Annotated in this window: 16 protein-coding genes; 1 reads left to right on the top strand and 15 read right to left on the bottom strand. The window is 53.8% G+C overall.

The window, feature by feature from the left end; translation table 11 throughout:
- Positions 1 to 19 precede the first annotated feature (19 nt).
- From cpoB to mngA, 13 genes are all read right to left on the bottom strand, one after another.
- Complete coding sequence (gene cpoB / locus A8O29_RS15970; RefSeq protein WP_125352658.1) at positions 20 to 817, bottom strand: cell division protein CpoB; 798 nt, start codon at positions 815 to 817, stop codon at positions 20 to 22.
- A 9-nt stretch (positions 818 to 826) separates the two neighbouring features.
- The gene (pal, locus tag A8O29_RS15975) at positions 827 to 1,348 is read right to left on the bottom strand and encodes a peptidoglycan-associated lipoprotein Pal (RefSeq protein WP_125352656.1); all 522 of its coding nucleotides are present in this window, start codon (positions 1,346 to 1,348) and stop codon (positions 827 to 829) included.
- A 34-nt stretch (positions 1,349 to 1,382) separates the two neighbouring features.
- Positions 1,383 to 2,675 carry a Tol-Pal system beta propeller repeat protein TolB gene (tolB, locus tag A8O29_RS15980; RefSeq protein ID WP_110510075.1) on the bottom strand — a complete coding sequence of 431 codons (1,293 nt, stop codon included), beginning with the start codon at positions 2,673 to 2,675 and terminating at the stop codon, positions 1,383 to 1,385.
- Positions 2,676 to 2,801: 126 nt separating this feature from the next.
- A complete protein-coding gene (gene tolA, locus A8O29_RS15985; RefSeq protein WP_125352655.1) occupies positions 2,802 to 4,025 on the bottom strand; it encodes a cell envelope integrity protein TolA in 1,224 nt (407 codons plus the stop codon).
- Between the two features lie 36 nt (positions 4,026 to 4,061).
- Complete coding sequence (gene tolR / locus A8O29_RS15990) at positions 4,062 to 4,493, bottom strand: colicin uptake protein TolR (RefSeq protein ID WP_110510077.1); 432 nt, start codon at positions 4,491 to 4,493, stop codon at positions 4,062 to 4,064.
- Between the two features lie 3 nt (positions 4,494 to 4,496).
- Positions 4,497 to 5,189 (bottom strand): Tol-Pal system protein TolQ, encoded by a 693-nt coding sequence (tolQ, locus tag A8O29_RS15995; protein WP_125352653.1) that lies wholly within the window; start codon positions 5,187 to 5,189, stop codon positions 4,497 to 4,499.
- Entirely contained in the window at positions 5,186 to 5,590 is a 405-nt protein-coding gene (ybgC, locus tag A8O29_RS16000; RefSeq protein WP_110510079.1) for a tol-pal system-associated acyl-CoA thioesterase, read from the bottom strand. Before ybgC ends, tolQ begins: the two co-directional genes overlap by 4 nt.
- Before the next feature lie 275 nt (positions 5,591 to 5,865).
- Positions 5,866 to 6,159, bottom strand: coding sequence for a cyd operon protein YbgE (gene ybgE / locus A8O29_RS16005; protein ID WP_110510081.1), 294 nt, complete (start codon positions 6,157 to 6,159; stop codon positions 5,866 to 5,868).
- Positions 6,159 to 6,266 (bottom strand): cytochrome bd-I oxidase subunit CydX, encoded by a 108-nt coding sequence (gene cydX, locus A8O29_RS16010; protein ID WP_110510082.1) that lies wholly within the window; start codon positions 6,264 to 6,266, stop codon positions 6,159 to 6,161. Before cydX ends, ybgE begins: the two co-directional genes overlap by 1 nt.
- Before the next feature lie 14 nt (positions 6,267 to 6,280).
- Entirely contained in the window at positions 6,281 to 7,420 is a 1,140-nt protein-coding gene (gene cydB / locus A8O29_RS16015; RefSeq protein WP_110510083.1) for a cytochrome d ubiquinol oxidase subunit II, read from the bottom strand.
- A gap of 15 nt (positions 7,421 to 7,435) precedes the next feature.
- Complete coding sequence (cydA, locus tag A8O29_RS16020) at positions 7,436 to 9,004, bottom strand: cytochrome ubiquinol oxidase subunit I (protein ID WP_110510084.1); 1,569 nt, start codon at positions 9,002 to 9,004, stop codon at positions 7,436 to 7,438.
- Between the two features lie 681 nt (positions 9,005 to 9,685).
- A complete protein-coding gene (gene mngB, locus A8O29_RS16025) occupies positions 9,686 to 12,322 on the bottom strand; it encodes a mannosylglycerate hydrolase (RefSeq protein ID WP_125352651.1) in 2,637 nt (878 codons plus the stop codon).
- A gap of 17 nt (positions 12,323 to 12,339) precedes the next feature.
- Positions 12,340 to 14,256, bottom strand: coding sequence for a PTS 2-O-a-mannosyl-D-glycerate transporter subunit IIABC (gene mngA, locus A8O29_RS16030; protein ID WP_125352649.1), 1,917 nt, complete (start codon positions 14,254 to 14,256; stop codon positions 12,340 to 12,342).
- A gap of 190 nt (positions 14,257 to 14,446) precedes the next feature.
- Here mngA and A8O29_RS16035 point away from each other — a divergent pair, with 190 nt between their 5' ends.
- Positions 14,447 to 15,163 (top strand): GntR family transcriptional regulator, encoded by a 717-nt coding sequence (locus A8O29_RS16035; protein ID WP_125352647.1) that lies wholly within the window; start codon positions 14,447 to 14,449, stop codon positions 15,161 to 15,163.
- Between the two features lie 78 nt (positions 15,164 to 15,241).
- Here A8O29_RS16035 and sucD read toward each other — a convergent pair whose 3' ends face one another.
- The gene (gene sucD / locus A8O29_RS16040; protein ID WP_125352645.1) at positions 15,242 to 16,111 is read right to left on the bottom strand and encodes a succinate--CoA ligase subunit alpha; all 870 of its coding nucleotides are present in this window, start codon (positions 16,109 to 16,111) and stop codon (positions 15,242 to 15,244) included.
- On the bottom strand, positions 16,111 to 17,277 hold the full coding sequence (gene sucC, locus A8O29_RS16045) for an ADP-forming succinate--CoA ligase subunit beta (protein ID WP_110510089.1): 1,167 nt from the start codon (positions 17,275 to 17,277) through the stop codon (positions 16,111 to 16,113). The genes sucD and sucC overlap by 1 nt, the downstream gene beginning before the upstream one ends.
- Positions 17,278 to 17,289: the final 12 nt, after the last annotated feature.

Below are 17,289 nucleotides of genomic sequence, written 5' to 3' on the forward strand. Positions count from 1 at the left end.
TCAGGTCATGCCGTAAGCATCAGAGTCCACTCAGGCGTTTTTGCGCTTGTTTAGCGCCTTCAGTGCCTGGGTATTTGGTGACCACCTGCTGATAAACCGCTTTGGCTTTCGCAGTGTCGCCTTTGTCCTGCATGATGACGCCGACTTTAAACATCGCGTCTGCAGCTTTCGGGGATTTCGGGTAATTTTTCACCACTGAGGCAAAATAATACGCCGCATCATCTTTTTTACCCTTGTTGTAATTCAACTGTCCGAGCCAGTAATTGGCGTTCGGCTGATACGTTGAATCAGGGTATTTTTTGATGAAGTTCTGGAATGCCGCAATCGCGTCATCCTGACGAGAGCTGTCTTTTACCAGCGCTATCGCCGCGTTGTAATCCGTATTGGCATCACCACTTTGCACCGGCACACCGGACGCTGCAGCGCCTGCTGCTGGCGCTGGAGTGGCTGCTGTCGCAGTCCCACTCTGATCGCCCGCTGCTGGCTGTGCTGGAGTCGCCGTAGCGCCGCTGCTCATCCCATCAAGCTGGGTCTGGATCTGCTTTTGGCGATCGACAGCTTGATTGAGCTGGTATTGGCTTTCCTGGATTTGACCACGCAGGGAATCGATATCGGCCTGGTTGTCCTGGAGCTGCTGCTGGAGTTGAGTCAAAAGTTGACTATGAGCGTTGGAAATACGCTCGAGTTGAGTGACGCGGTCTTCGACCGAGCCAGAGCCGACACTACTGATTGGCGCCTGAGCATTAGCGGCCCAAGGGGCCGCTATGCCAACCAGTAACGACAGACTCAACAAATGATGTCTGAAGTTACTGCTCATGCAATTCTCTTAGTAAACCAGTACTGCACGACGGTTTTTGGAGTAAGCCGCGTCGTCGTGACCCAGTACTGCAGGTTTTTCTTTACCGTAAGAAACGATGGAGATCTGATCAGCTGAAACGCCTTTACCCTGCAGGTACATTTTAACAGCGTTTGCACGACGTTCGCCCAGGGCGATGTTGTACTCAGGAGTACCACGTTCGTCAGCATGACCTTCTACGGTGACTTTGTAAGATGGGTTGCTACGCAGGAAGTTAGCGTGCGCATCCAGCATCGCAGCGAAGTCAGAACGGATATCGTACTTGTCGAGATCGAAGTAAACGATGTTATTCTGCTGCAGCTGCTGCATCTGCAGACGAGCCTGCTCTTCGGAAGACATGTTGCCTTGACCGTTAGCGTCCATACCAGTGCCGGCACCAGTCAAGCCTTCGCCGCTCTGATCGTTGCTTGCATTCTTATTGGAAGAACACGCTGCGATAGCCATAACTGGCAGAGCGATCATCAGTCCTTTCAGCACTTTGTTCAGTTGCATTTCTTTGATTCCTATAATATTCAATTAATTATTATTACAGATACGGCGACCAGGCAGGGAATTTAACCTGTCCATCAGTAGCCGGAAGACGCGCCTTGAAACGCCCATCTGTAGAAACCAGATTCAGCACAGATCCCATCCCCTGAGAAGAGCTGTAGATAACCATTGTGCCGTTCGGTGCCAGACTTGGCGTTTCATCCAGGAACGTTGACGACAGAACCTGTACGCCACCCGCTGCCAGATCTTGTTTAGCAATGTGCTGCTGGCCATTAGCCGAGCTCACCATTACCATGAATTTACCGTCAGTGCTCACGTCAGCATCCTGGTTCTGAGAACCTTCCCAGGAAATACGCTGCGGAGTACCACCGTTAACATTAACTTTATATACCTGCGGACGACCGGCCTGGTCAGAGGTAAAGGCCAGGTTCTGACTGTCCGGGAACCAGGTTGGTTCGGTATTGTTGCTGCGACCGTTCGTAATCTGGCTGATTTGACCCGAGCCCAGATCCATCACGTACAGGTTCAGGCTGCCGGTTTTCGACAATGCGAAAGCCAGTTTAGAACCATCAGGTGAGAACGTTGGCGCACCGTTGTGCTGTGGGAACGAAGCAACCTGACGAATAGCGCCGTTTGCCAGCGTCTGAATAACCAGTGCTGAACGACCGCTTTCGAAGGTGACATACGCAAGCTTAGAGCCATCCGGAGACCACGCCGGAGACATCAACGGCTGCGGAGAACGGTGAACCACAAACTGGTTGTAACCGTCGTAGTCAGATACGCGCAGCTCATACGGGAACTGGCCGCCGTTGGTCTGCACCACGTAAGCGATACGGGTACGGAACGCACCTTTAATGCCAGTCAGCTTCTCGAACACTTCGTCACTGGCAGTATGGCCTGCATAGCGCAGCCATTGCTTGTTCACTTTGTACGAGTTCTGAGCCAGAACGGTACCCGGTGCACCGCCGGTATCCACCAGCTGGTAAGCAACGGTGTAAGAGCCGTCCGGGTTAGGCGTAACCTGACCTACAACAACGGCGTCAATGCCGAGTGCAGACCATGCCGCCGGTTGAACTTCCTGTGCACTACCCGGCTGCTGTGGCAGACGAGAGCGATCAAGCGGGTTGAATTTACCGCTGTTGCGCAAGTCAGCAGCCACAATGCCGCCGATATCTTCAGGGGCGGCACCTGGGCCTGCCCATTTAAATGGCGCAACGCCGATTGGGCGTGCCGAATCCACCCCTTGGGTGATTTCGATACGTACTTCTGCGTGCAGCACAGCTGCCCACAGCATCAGAAAACCAAATGCTACTCGTAATGCCTGCTTCATCATATCTCCCTTATCCAGGCGGAAAGCCCACGATAATTTAGCAGAATGTTAACAAACTCAAATACACAAAACTACCAAAACCCTGTGACTTACATTAGCCAACATTCCAGCTTCAGCTGTGAAAAATCACAATTTGAAGGCCAGTGTGGCATTCTTAATTTTTTCATAAACAGCCTGACTCGGCGGTTTAGGAATTGTTGCGGTTTTAGCCGCTGTTAATGCCGCCTGACAAAGAGCAGGATCTCCTCCAGCAGGCGTAATGCTTTTTAATGTGCCGTCTGGCGCAAGGTTAATGTGCAGATCACATTTCTGACCAGCATATAGGCTTGCATCATAAAGCCTGCTTTGAATAGCTTTACTAATTTGAGCAGCATAAGCGCTTACATCAGCGCCTGTCGCCCCGCCATTAGCACCACTAGTACCACTATCCTTCGAAGGTTGCCCGGCACCTTTCGCCCCACCACCGGTTTTCGGTGCATTCTTACCTGAACTGAGATCGCCCAGCAGGTCGTCAACACCAGAAGCATCTTTTGATTCAGCTGCTTTCTTTGCTGCGGCAGCTTTAGCCGCAGCGGCTTTGGCGGCAGCCTTTTCTGCTGCTTTCTCAGCAGCGGCAGCTTTGTCTGCAGCCGCTTTATCGGCGGCGGCTTTCTCTGCAGCGGCTGCTTTCGCCGCAGCAGCTTTTTCAGCGGCAGCGGCTTTCTTCGCGGCATCCGCGGTGGCTTTCTTCTCCGCGTCTTGCTGAGCTTTCTTCGCCGCCTCGGCTTCTGCTTTTTTCTGTGCATCCGCAGCGGCTTTAGTCGCTTCTGCTTCGGCTTTTTTCTGGGCATCAGCAGCGGCTTTCTTCGCGGCTTCTGCTGCAACTTTTGCCTGTGAATCCGCTTTGGCTTTCGCCAATGCAGCGGCTTTCACTGCAGCTTCTTCCGCCTGTTTCTGCTGCTCTTGCGCTTTCTTCGTAGACTCTTCAGCCTGCTTCTGCGCATCGGCCTGCTTACTGGCTTCTTCCTGTGCCTTCAGACGGTCTTGTTCGAGCTGTTTCAGACGCTCCTGCTCGGCGGCCTGCTTTTCACGCATCTCTTCCGTCTGCTGCTGCGCCTGTTTTTCACGCTGCTCTTCGGCACGACGCGCGCTGGCCTGCTGATTCTGTTGACGATTATAGTTCTGAACGACCGCACCTGGATCGACCATCACCGCGTCAATAGACGAGCCACCGCCTCCGCCTGCCGAAGCATCTATGTGCTCATCGAACGAACTCCAAATCAGCAGTGCAATCAGAATGATATGCAGAATGACTGAAACGATGATCGCGCGTTTAAGCTTTTCGTTTTGTTGCTCGGTTGCCTTTGACACTCTCGATTCCCAAAAACTGTTAGCCTGTCAGGCGGGTCAGATTGGCTGGGTCATTAAACCCACTGATTTCACACCCGCGCTGTGCAACAGGTTCAGCGCTTTAATGATTTCATCGTAAGGCACATCTTTCGCGCCACCGATCAGGAAGACGGTTTTCGGATTTTCTTGCAGATGACGCTGAGCTTCAGCGACAACCTGCTCTGGCGGCAATTGTGGCATTTTATCCTGCCCCACATTGACGCTGTACTGTCCGATTCCGGAGACTTCCACAATCACCGGCGGATCGTCATTGGTGCTGACGGCCTGAGACTCTGTTGCATCTGGAAGATCGACTTCCACGCTCTGCGTAATGATCGGCGCTGTCGCCATGAAGATCAGCAACAGCACCAGTAACACATCAAGCAGCGGAACGATGTTAATTTCGGACTTCAGCTCGCGACGTCCGCGTCCACGACGTGCTCTGGCCATGGCTTACCCCTTGTTGCTTTCGCTGCTGGTAAACGCCTGACGGTGCAGAATCGCGGTGAACTCTTCCATAAAGTTGTCGTAGTTCAGCTCCAGTTTATTCACGCGCTGGTTCAGGCGGTTGTACGCCATTACCGCCGGGATTGCCGCGAACAGACCAATCGCCGTGGCGATCAGTGCTTCTGCGATTCCCGGTGCGACCATCTGCAGCGTCGCCTGTTTTACCGCGCCGAGCGCGATGAAGGCGTGCATGATCCCCCACACCGTACCAAACAGGCCGATATACGGACTGATGGAACCGACGGTGCCAAGGAATGGAATGTGGTTTTCAAGGTTTTCCAGTTCGCGGTTCATGGAGATACGCATCGCACGAGACGCCCCTTCCACGACAGCTTCTGGCGCATGGCTGTTCGCCCGATGCAAACGCGCAAACTCTTTGAAACCGCTGTAGAAGATTTGCTCCGAGCCGGTCAAATTATCACGACGACCCTGGCTCTCCTGATACAGACGAGAGAGTTCAATCCCAGACCAGAACTTGTCTTCAAACGCTTCAGCATCGCGTGTGGCGGTATTAAGGATGCGCGTTCTCTGGATGATGATTGCCCAGGACGCGATTGAAAAACCAATCAAAATGAACATGATAAGTTTAACCAGAAGGCTCGCCTTCAGGAACAAATCAAGGATATTCATATCAGTCACTGCTTAAACTCCGCGACAATAGACTTGGGAAGCGCACGAGGCTTCATTAAGAGTGGATCAACACAGACAATCAGGACTTCAGCTTCGTTGAGTACCTTGTTTTCTGCATTGACAATCCGCTGCGTGAACACCAGAGAGGTGCCCCGCATCGCTGTAATTTCCGTTTGGACTTCGAGCATGTCATCGAGTCTGGCAGCGGCGAAATACTCCAGCGTCATCTTGCGCACCACAAAGGCAACGCGTTCAGCCAACAGAACCTGCTGGCTAAAGTGATGGTGGCGCAGCATCTCAGTGCGTGCTCTTTCATAAAAAGCGACGTAGCTGGCGTGGTAAACCACACCACCGGCATCGGTGTCTTCATAATAGACACGAACCGGCCATCGAAATATATACTGACTCATTCAGGCTGCCTCTTTGTTGACGTCGACCACTCACCCCTGTCACTGACTGATGTAAGTTCCATGGGATTCCCGGTCTTGCCGCCTCGACGCATCACGAATGATTTTGTATATAGCGTTGTATTCACTTTACATCCCGGTAATGCAACAAATGTGTAGGCCTTTCAAACTTCGCTACTATACGCGCGGGAATGCTGGTTTGGAATGGGGGAAAGTAAACGGAGAGTAAATTTTTATGGGCTTGAACAAGCCCATAGCGATTAACGGATGTTTCTGAATCAGGCGAAGAAGAAAAACAGTCCGGCGAGGAGAACAAGGTCGGCAATCAGCGGGCAGAAAATCCCCTGCCAGTGAATCGCCTTCGGGCGGAAACCGACGCCGTGGATCACGCCAGCACACACCGCCCACATGATCAGAAAGCCGTGCCAGATTTCCAGCTCGCTGGTTTTCGCCGCAAAGCGCGACGGGTCCCAGATAACGCACCCAGCCAATACCAGTGCCATCAGTAACGAAAGGGCCCGTAACGGACCCTTATCCATTACCGCATATAACATCGCGATAATTTTACTCATTAATGATCTTCTTGTTGTCCAGACTCAATGTGCTCGAGCGCCAGTGCGGTGATCACACCAAATGCACAAGCAAGCAGCGTTCCCAGAATCCATGCGAAGTACCACATACGTTGCTCCTTACTTAGTACAGAGAATGGGTATTGCGTTCAATGTCTTCTTTGGTGATACGACCGAACATCTTCCAGTAACACCAGGTGGTGTAGAGCAGGATAATCGGAACGAACACCATGGCCGCGTAAGTCATCACGTTCAGCGTCAACTGGCTGGAAGTGGCATCCCACATGGTCATACTTGCATTCAGCATAGTGCTGGAAGGCATGATGAACGGGAACATAGCCACACCGGCAGTCAGGATGATGCATGCCAGAGTCAGTGAAGAGAAGATAAACGCCCAGGCGCCTTTCTCCATGCGTGACATAGCAACAGTCAGCAGCGGCAGAACCACACCCAGTGCAGGGATTGCCCACAGAATCGGTGTGTTATTAAAGTTCACCAGCCATGCGCCTGCTTCACGTGCCACTTCTTTGGTCAACGGGTTAGACGGTGCAGTATGGTCCAGCGCGGATTTCACCACGTAGCCATCAATACCGTACATCACCCAAACGCCTGCCAGTGCGAAGCACACCAGCGTCACCAGTGCCGCAACCTGCGAGGTCGCACGAGCACGCAGGTGCAGCTCGCCAACGGTACGCATTTGCAGGTAGGTCGCGCCCTGAGTCAGGATCATCGCCACGCTAACAATACCGGCCAGCAGACCAAACGGGTTCAGCAGCTGGAAGAAATTGCCGGTGTAGTAAAGACGCATGTACTCATCGAGGTGGAACGGTACGCCTTGCAGCAGGTTACCGAATGCCACGCCAATCACCAGCGGTGGAACGAAGCTACCGATGAAGATGCCCCAGTCCCACGTGTTGCGCCAGCGTTTGTCTTCAATCTTAGAGCGGTAATCAAAACCGATCGGACGGAAGAACAAGGATGCCAGCACCAGAATCATCGCCACGTAGAAACCAGAGAACGCCGCGGCATAGACCATCGGCCAGGCGGCAAACAGCGCGCCGCCTGCGGTGATCAGCCACACCTGGTTACCGTCCCAGTGCGGGGCGATGGAGTTGATCATGATTCGACGTTCGGTGTCGTTACGACCGAGGAAACGGGTGAGCATGCCCACCCCCATGTCGAAACCGTCGGCGACTGCAAAACCGATCAGCAGAACGCCAACCAGCAGCCACCAGATAAAACGCAATACTTCATAATCGAACATTTGACGACTCCTGTCTTAGCGTGCCGGCTGAGTAGACGCTGGGGTCTGCTCAAAGTGGTAACGACCGGTTTTCAGGCTGCTTGGTCCCAGACGTGCAAACTTGAACATCAGGAACATTTCAGCCACCAGGAACACGGTGTACAGACCACAGATAAGCAGCATCGAGAAAAGCACATCGCCGGTCGTCAGGGATGAGTTCGCCACAGCGGTGGGCAGAACTTCACCGACAGCCCAAGGCTGACGGCCATATTCCGCCACGAACCAACCGGATTCGATAGCAATCCATGGCAGCGGGATCCCGTACAGCGCGGTGCGCAGCAGCCATTTTTTCTGACCGATACGGTTACGAACCACAGACCAGAAGGACGCAGCGATAATCAGCAGCATAATGATGCCGCAGCCAACCATGATACGGAAGGCGAAGTACAGTGGCGCAACGCGAGGAATCGAGTCTTTGGTCGCCAGCTGAATCTGTGCTTCCGTCGCGTCAGAGACGTTCGGGGTATAGCGTTTCAACAACAGACCGTAACCCAGGTCTTTTTTCACGCTGTTGAACTCATCGCGAACGGTCTGATCTTTAGAACCAGAACGCAGCTGCTCAAGCAGAGAATACGCTTTCATCCCGTTACGGATACGCTCTTCATGCTGCACCAACAGGTCTTTCAGGCCAGTAACCTGTTTATCGACCGAGCGGGTAGCGATGATGCCGAGCGCGTAAGGAATTTGAATGGCGAAGTGGTTTTCCTGTGCATCCTGGTCCGGAATACCAAACAGCGTAAACGACGCCGGAGCCGGCTGCGTTTCCCATTCGGCTTCAATAGCGGCCAGTTTGGTTTTCTGCACGTCACCCATTTCGTAACCGGATTCATCACCCAGCACGATAACGGAGAGGATAGCCGCCATACCGAAGCTCGCCGCAATGGCGAAAGAGCGCTTGGCGAACGGGAAGTCGCGGTTACGCAGCATATAGTAGGAGCTGATACCCAGGATGAACATTGCGCCACAAACGTAGCCAGATGCCACGGTGTGAACGAATTTCACCTGTGCTACAGGGTTCAGGATAAGCTCAGAGAAGCTCACCATTTCCATGCGCATGGTTTCAAAGTTGAAGTCGGAGGCGACGGGGTTTTGCATCCAGCCGTTCGCGACGAGGATCCACAGCGCGGACATGTTTGAACCCAGCGCAACGAGCCATGTCACCGCCATATGCTGGACTTTGCCCAGACGGTCCCAACCGAAGAAGAACAGACCTACAAAGGTGGATTCGAGGAAGAAGGCCATCAGACCTTCAATGGCCAGCGGCGCACCGAAGATATCGCCCACATAGTGAGAATAGTAAGACCAGTTAGTCCCGAACTGGAACTCCATGGTCAGACCGGTAGCCACGCCGAGTGCAAAGTTGATACCAAACAACTTGCCCCAGAACTTGGTCATATCTTTATAAATCTGTTTGCCGGAAAGGACGTAAACCGTTTCCATAATGGCCAGCAGGAACGCCATACCGAGCGTCAGTGGCACAAATAGGAAGTGGTACATCGCGGTCAAGGCAAACTGTAAGCGCGACAGTTCGACTATATCTAACATCATGACTCCTTGCTCATCGCATGAAGACTCCGAGAGTGAAACCCGTTAGAAAGGATTCACACGCATGCCCCAATACAAATTTATTTGCTTCCCGCTTCGCTGCCGCCCTCACGATGTGAAAACGACGATGAGCAAAGGTTACAAATACGTTAATAAAAAACCCAAATTGATCCCTTGAATATATTACGCCGTAAAACCCTTACAATAAACAGGTTTTTATTGAACTGGATTTACGTTTTTCGACGCTGATCAATATATAGCTAAGATGACTCATTTCGACCACTTTGATCCGCGACAATTTACCGCTTTATCTCGTTTTTTTCCAAGGTTTACGCCTTGATTTAAATCAATTTTACAATTGCATGTTAATTGTGTATGCATTTGATAGCGCATAGTAAAATCAATGTTAAAAACATGTTTTTATGATGACATTGACGGTTATCAAATAAGGAAGAATTAGAATGGGAGGTCATTCATTTTTAACCACCGTCGCGAAACGGCGATCTGAAAGGTAGGAGCGGGAAGTCGGTAAAGGGGTTTACCCTTTTTTCAGCGAATAAGTATAGCTGCTTTTTATTACATTTCATTCACTACAATAGGTTTTATAATTAACACCGCAAGGTGATTATAGGATAAAACAACAACGACCACGCAATGCGTGGCCGTGTATCGTTTGCGGAGTTATTCATCAATCCGGATGCGCCAGGTCCGTGATTGTCCAGGTCTGAAACGCACCGATTCGCCAGGAATATGACTCCCCTCCCCCAGCGGCTGCTCATCCATGCCCGTTTCTTCACACACCGGATGATGTTGATTAAACCGCATCACCGACTCACAACATTCGCTGTCAGATGGGTTAAACAACCGAATAATCAGCGCCTCGTCGTCTTCCGCCTTTTTCAACGCGCTGAGTTGGCATCCTGTGGCCGGGAGCGTACACAGACTGAACGTTTCCGGCGCGGTAATCGCCGTCCGGTTCAGTTTCATCGCATCCCACGGGATTTTGTTATAGCACTGGACCGGCGTCAGCCAGCTGCGTGCCTGCTGCGCCACGCCTGCATTCAACGCCGAGCCGCTGAACGGCAGCAGACTGAAACGGCAATGCAGTTCACCGCGAATCTGAGAATCCGGCACTGGCATTTTTATGCCAGAAGGTCGACCCGGACGCAGCAGTAAATCTTCTTTACCCAGCAACCCCACGCCGCGAAGTAACGTCAGCGCGAAGGTACTGCGCGTCTCCCCGATAATTTCCACTTCGCGCAGACCTTCCGTGAACAGCGCCAGCCCATGCGGCCCCTGCTGAAGCGCGGCATAGTTGAGGAAATTCCACACCGATACCGGCGCCTCTTTCCAGCCTTCGGCCTGCCAGACGTGCATCGCCTCATCCTGCACCGGGCGAGTGAGTGAACCGAATTGGGTATCTGTCAGCACGCTTTCCGCTTTATATGGCACGGGAATGCGTACCCGCACGCGGTGATCGTCAGCCTGATTCAGCACCTTCACATCAAACTCCACCCGACGGCCGTGATGGCTGAGGGTGATGGTGGTTTCACAGGCCAGTAACCCGCTAGTTTGGCGCGCTGCGCGTTCTGCCAGATTGAGCGGCACCGCCAGTGTAGAACGTATCACCGCCCTGCTCTGCCACGCATCATGCGTCACCGAATTCTGATGCGTGCCTTTGGCGCTGGTAAGTAACCACTCTTCCCGCGACGGAGAGTAGTCATACTCATCGCCGTCGTCAGAGCCGTCTTCAAACTCCAGCACCCGGTCATAAACAAGCCCGCTGTTCTTATCTTCCATTTTCAGCGTGCCGTCCGCATTAAGCGTGATTCGCCAGGCGTTGTTTTCCAGCAGCGCGTCGTTCTGTTCCGGCACCTTCTCCTGTTGTCCTTCCGCGCCAGGCAAAACGTGCAATGTCAGCCAGCCCATCGCCGGCAGCACCTGACGCAGCTGAATGTCGTATTCCATAAACGGCTCGTAGTTGCCGTAATGAACAATCTGGCGATCCACCAGCCCTGGGTCGATTTCTCGTTTATCGCGAATGAAGTACGACACATCCTGGCCGTCGCTGTCGGTCAGGCGGAAACGGCTGGCACGCAGACGGATCGTGGTGTTGACCACTTCATCACGTGGCCACGGCATCAGGTTGAACAGGGTCAGCTTGTCGCCCTCGCTGTGCGCCATATTGTCGACGATTTTACGCATATAGAACGTAACCAGGCTGTCGGCCATGTCCTCCGCCAGCCAGAAGCGGCTCATGATTTCCCGATGCACTTTGTCGCTACAGCAGCAGCCGATGCTGTCGTGGGCATGATTTTTGAGGATCTCCTTCCACATCTTTTCCAGCAGGCCATGGTGATATTCAAAGCCGAGCGTCCAGGCCAGCGCCGCCAGCGGTTCGAGCACATTGACGATTTTGTTTTCAATTCGTGCGTGGGCGATTTTGATGTCCATCCGCGTCGAGCCGATGGTGCGGTGAACGCGCATATATTTGCCGTCATTGAACTCGCCGGTCAGCGTCGCCAGCGCGTCACGCTGCTGTTCAATCCGTTCAAACACCTCTTCAAAACGGCTCATCACAAATTCACGCTGCGGATAAATTTCCCGCAGTTTGTCCATCACCGCAAAAATGTTCTGCTGAAGCGGCATCTGATCGTGACCGTTCGGCAACAAAATCTCTTTGGTTTGCGAGGCTTTTTCCAGCACCTCAAAATAACTGTCGAGACGTTTTCGCAGGCCTGCTTCATCCTCCGGTAAGTACTTACCAATCGCGTAGCCCAGTGGTAACACCTGCGTCGTCACTTCGCTGCCATCCTGACTGCGCCACAGAAACTCCGTTTTGTCTGTGCCGTGACGCTCCGAACAGCCGCGCCAGAACATCGCCCGTTTAATCCCAAAGCCGTTATAGATGTGCGGCAGCTGACCTGACATGCCGAAGGAATCTGGCAGATAGCCAATTTTCATCGGCTCGCCGAACGACAGGCAGTCGCGCATGCCGTACAACAGATTGCGGACAATCGATTCCCCGGCCACCACCGTGGTGTCTGTTTGCGTGTACCACGGCCCGATAATCAGCTTTCCGGCCTGAACCAGGGCTTTTACGCGGGTATGGTTTTCCGGCTTAACCGCAAAGTAATCCTCGAGAATAGCGGTCTGCCCATCGAGCACGTAGTACTTGTATTCCGGGTCCTGCTCCAGACGCGTCAGGATCTCTTCCATATTGTTGACCAGCAAAATGCGCGACTCTTCGGTGGTGAAATACCACTCACGGTCCCAGTGCATATGCGGCGTGATGTGAACGCGAGATACAGCTTTCATCTTCGTTTCCTGTTCTGTTAAGGCATGACGCTATCGGGAAGATATTTACCGGCTTTGACCGCCTGACGACGCCAGAGGAGAAGCACACACGTGGAAATAGCCGCGCCGATAATGGCCGAGGCAAACCAGCCTACGGCGGCCAGCACGCCCCCCAAGCCGCCGTCGTGCAGTAAAAAGAGTGAGAAAATACCGGCCCCCGGTGTCGACAGACCGAGATTCATGCTGCCCACCAATGCGCCGGTGACCATCGAGCCCAGCACGAATGAGCCAATCACCCGCAGCGGATCTTCAATTGCCATCGGAATAGCCCCTTCGGTGATGCCCGCCAGCCCCAGCAGCCAGGTGGATTTGCCGGTTTCAATTTCGAAGGTTTTAAACAACCGCGGCGCGATCAGGGTGGAAGCGGTTACGGTGAAGGCCGAGACCATTTTCACCGAGGCAAAAATGGCGTACGGGCCATACACACCGTTGGCCATCGCCCCAAGACAAAACGCGTAGGCCGCTTTATTCACCGGGCCGCCGAGGTCGAACGAGCACATAAAGCCGAGGATCGCCCCCAGTACCAGCGCGTTGGTGCCTGACAGACCGTTTAGCCACGCGGTTAAACCGTTGTTGACCCACGCCACGGGTTCGCCGACCACGAACAGCATCAGGCTGCCTGCGCCGAGCGTACCGAGCACCGGATAGAGGTAATACGTGAGGAAGCCGTTGTAGCGATTGTTTAACCGGATGTGGTTTTTCACCCAGCGCATCAGATACCCGGCGATCAAGCCCCCCACGACCGCGCCGAGGAAACCTGAACCAATCATGTTCGCCGCAAGCCCGGCCGCGAAGCCCGGTGCCAGCGCGGGTTTATCCGCCAGGGAATACGCGGTGTACGCCGCCAGCACCGGCACCATTAATATGCCGAGCATCCCGCCGCCCAGTTTGCGGTACATCCACAGCCATGAGTTTTCCTGATCGAATAAATGCTGTAAACCGAGCATCTGCGCCAGCAAAACCGCCACCGCCAGTACCGTACCGCCTGCGACGATCAGCGGCACGGCAAACGAAATCCCGCTCAGCAACGCCTGCTTGAGTTCGGTTTTCAGGTTTTTGGTATCGTGATTTTCGGTCTGAACGTCGCGCTTTTCAGCGGACGGTTTCAGCGCCAGCGCCTGCTGGATAAGCGCTTCGGCATGACGAATCGGCTCAGCAACTGGCACCGAAAGCGCCGGAATACCGTTGAAACGCTCCGATTCTTTAATCGCTACTTCTGCCGCAAAAATACAGGCCTGAGCGTTATTCAGCTGTTCAGCGGTCAGGCGGTTTTCAATTCCGTTCGCGCCCTGGCGTTCAACGCAGACGTTCACCCCGAGCTTTTGCCCCGCTTTTTCCAGATATTCAGCGGCCATATAGGTGTGTGCGATGCCTGCCGGACAGGCGGTCACGCAAACAATGGTTGGGGCGTTTTTCACCACGGGCGTGTCTGTCACATCCAGTGGCGCGTCCAGCACCCGCAATAATTGTTCCGCGGTGGTGGCCGCACACACGGCGGCGCGCACCTCGTCGTCCACCAGCCGGGACGTCAGCGCCGTGAGCAGCTGCATGTGCGTGGAACCCGCCTGCGCGGGCGGGATAGCCAGCAGCACAACCAGGTTCACCTCTTCCTCGCCGTCCACGCCTTCCCACAGAATCGGCTCAGGCAGCGTCGCCACGGCAAATGCCGCTTCGTTTACGGCAAGGCTTTTACCGTGCGGTACCGCCAGCCCCTCCCCGAGGGCGGTCGGCCCTTCACTTTCTCGGGCAAACACATCCCGAAGAAAATCATCAAGGCTGGAAATTTTACCCAGCGCGGCCAGCCGTTCGGCCAGGGCGCGGATCGTTTCATCGCGGCTGGCAAAATTGGCCTGCAAGCACAGCGCGTCCGGGTGCGTTAACGTCGTCAGGTTCATCACGATCCTCACTGTAAAAGTGTAAAAACGGCCAGTCGGCCATTCAGCTGGAAGGATCTTGCCAGATAAAACAATACATTTATGTGATCACTTTCTCTTAAACAAATAATTTGTATTTGATTTGTATTATTTACAAGTGCACTCAGGCAGGCATAATTCGTATTATCGATGCAGTGAAAAGGCAGACATCATGACCAAGAAACCGATGTATCGGCAGATTGCCGATACCCTGCGTGAACGCGTACAGCGCGGCGAATTAAAGCCCGGTGATGCGCTGCCCACCGAATCTGCCCTACAGGAAGAGTTTGCGGTGAGCCGCGTAACCGTGCGCCAGGCGCTGAAACAGCTCACCCAGGAAGCCATTATCGAAAGCATTCAGGGCAGCGGGTCATACGTTAAGGCCGAGCGGGTCAATTACGATATCTATCAGCTGACCAGTTTTTACGAGAAGCTGGTCGACCGAAACGTGGAAACGCACAGCGACGTGCGGGTGTTCGAGGCGATTGATGCCTGTCAGGAGATGGCGGAAAAACTGCAGATCGTGATGGGGGATAAAATCTGGCACGTCAAACGCGTGCGGTTTATCCAGCAAAAGCCGGTCACGCTGGAAGAAACCTGGATGCCGCTGGCGCTGTTTCCCGATCTCACCTGGCAGGTGATGGAAAACTCCAAATATCACTTTATCGAAGCCGTCAAAAAGCGGGTTATTGACCGCAGCGAACAGGAAATCGTGCCGGTGATGCCGTCGGAAGAAGCCGTGAAATTGCTCGGCTTAGATCCCAACCAGCCGATTCTGGAAAAAATCTCGCGTGGCTATCTGGATGACGGAAAAGTCTTTGAATACAGTCGCAATGCTTTCAAAAGTGACGATTACAAATTCACCCTGGTCGCCAAACGCAGGCAATAAAAAAGGCCACTGCTAAAGTGGCCAACCATGTCGAAAACGGACATATAAAGCTCCCCGCAGGGGGAGCAGAGAGGATTATTAGGCGATGATGGTTTTCAGCGCTTCGCCGATGTCTGCCAGGCTGCGAACGGTTTTCACACCGGCCGCTTCCAGAGCTGCGAATTTCTCGTCCGCAGTCCCTTTCCCGCCGGCAATGATCGCGCCCGCGTGGCCCATACGTTTGCCTTTCGGCGCAGTCACACCCGCGATGTAGCCAACCACCGGTTTGGTTACGTGTTCTTTGATGTAAGCAGCCGCTTCTTCTTCAGCGCTACCGCCGATCTCACCGATCATCACGATCGCTTCGGTCTGCGGATCTTCCTCGAACATTTTCAGGATATCGATGAAGTTAGAGCCAGGGATCGGGTCACCGCCGATGCCCACACAGGTGGACTGGCCGAAACCGTAATCGGTGGTCTGCTTAACCGCTTCATAAGTCAGGGTGCCTGAACGGGAAACGATACCCACTTTACCCGGCTTGTGAATGTGGCCTGGCATGATGCCGATTTTACTCTGACCTGGGGTGATAACGCCTGGGCAGTTCGGGCCAATCATGCGCACGCCCGCTTCATCCAGCTTCACTTTCACGGTCAGCATATCCAGAGTCGGGATGCCTTCGGTGATGGTGATGATGAGCTTAATGCCTGCGTCGATAGCTTCCAGAATGGAGTCTTTGCAGAACGGAGCCGGAACGTAGATGACGGAGGCAGTTGCGCCCGTTGCTTCTACGGCTTCACGTACGGTGTTGAACACCGGCAGATCCAGATGGGTGGTGCCGCCTTTGCCTGGCGTTACGCCGCCAACCATGTTGGTGCCGTAAGCGATCGCTTGTTCAGAGTGGAAAGTCCCCTGGCTACCGGTGAAACCCTGGCAGATAACCTTGGTGTTTTTATCAATTAAAATGGACATTATTTCCCCTCCACTGCGGCAACGACCTGCTGAGCGGCATCCGTCAGACTTTTCGCTGCAATAATATTCAGACCGCTGTCGGCGAGTTTTTTCGCACCGAGTTCAGCGTTGTTACCTTCCAGACGTACGACAACCGGCACGTTTACGCCCACTTCTTCAACAGCACCGATGATGCCGTCAGCAATCAGGTCGCAACGTACGATCCCGCCGAAGATGTTAACCAGTACGGCTTTCACCTTGTCATCAGAGAGGATGATTTTGAACGCTTCGGTGACGCGTTCTTTGGTTGCGCCGCCGCCCACATCGAGGAAGTTAGCCGGTTCGCCGCCGTGCAGCTTAACGATGTCCATGGTACCCATCGCCAGGCCTGCGCCGTTAACCATGCAACCGATGTTGCCGTCGAGTGCAACGTAGTTCAGTTCCCACTGTGCAGCCTGCGCTTCACGTGGATCTTCCTGAGACTGGTCGCGCATTTCACGCAGATCCGGCTGGCGGAACAGCGCATTGCCGTCAGCGCCGAGCTTGCCGTCGAGGCAAATCAGGTCGCCCTGCTTGGTGATCACCAGCGGGTTGATTTCGATCAGGGCCAGGTCACGATCCAGGAAGATGTTCGCCAGACCCATGAAGATCTTGGTGAACTGCTGAACCAGTTTGCCTTCCAGACCCAGTTTGAACGCCAGTTCACGACCCTGGTAGGGCATTGGACCTGCCAGCGGATCGATAGCCACTTTGTGGATCAGGTGCGGGGTTTCTTCCGCCACTTTTTCAATTTCCACGCCGCCTTCAGTAGACGCCATGAACACCACGCGACGGGAGCTACGGTCAACCACAGCGCCCAGATAGAGTTCTTTCGCGATATCGGTCGCTGCTTCAACCAGAATCTGGTTTACCGGCTGACCATTCGCATCTGTTTGATAGGTTACCAGGCGTTTGCCGAGCCAATGCTCAGCGAAAGCGCGAATGTCTTCTTTGCTGTTAACGACTTTAACGCCACCCGCTTTACCGCGGCCGCCAGCGTGTACCTGGCATTTCACGACCCAAGGGCCCGCGCCGATTTTAGAAGCCGCTTCTTCAGCTTCACGCGGTGTTGAGCAGGCGTAGCCTACTGGCGCAGGTAAACCGTAGCGGGCAAACAGCTGTTTGGCCTGGTATTCATGTAAGTTCATGCGTTCTATCCA

The organism is Scandinavium goeteborgense (assembly GCF_003935895.2).
GTDB classification, from domain to species: domain Bacteria; phylum Pseudomonadota; class Gammaproteobacteria; order Enterobacterales; family Enterobacteriaceae; genus Scandinavium; species Scandinavium goeteborgense.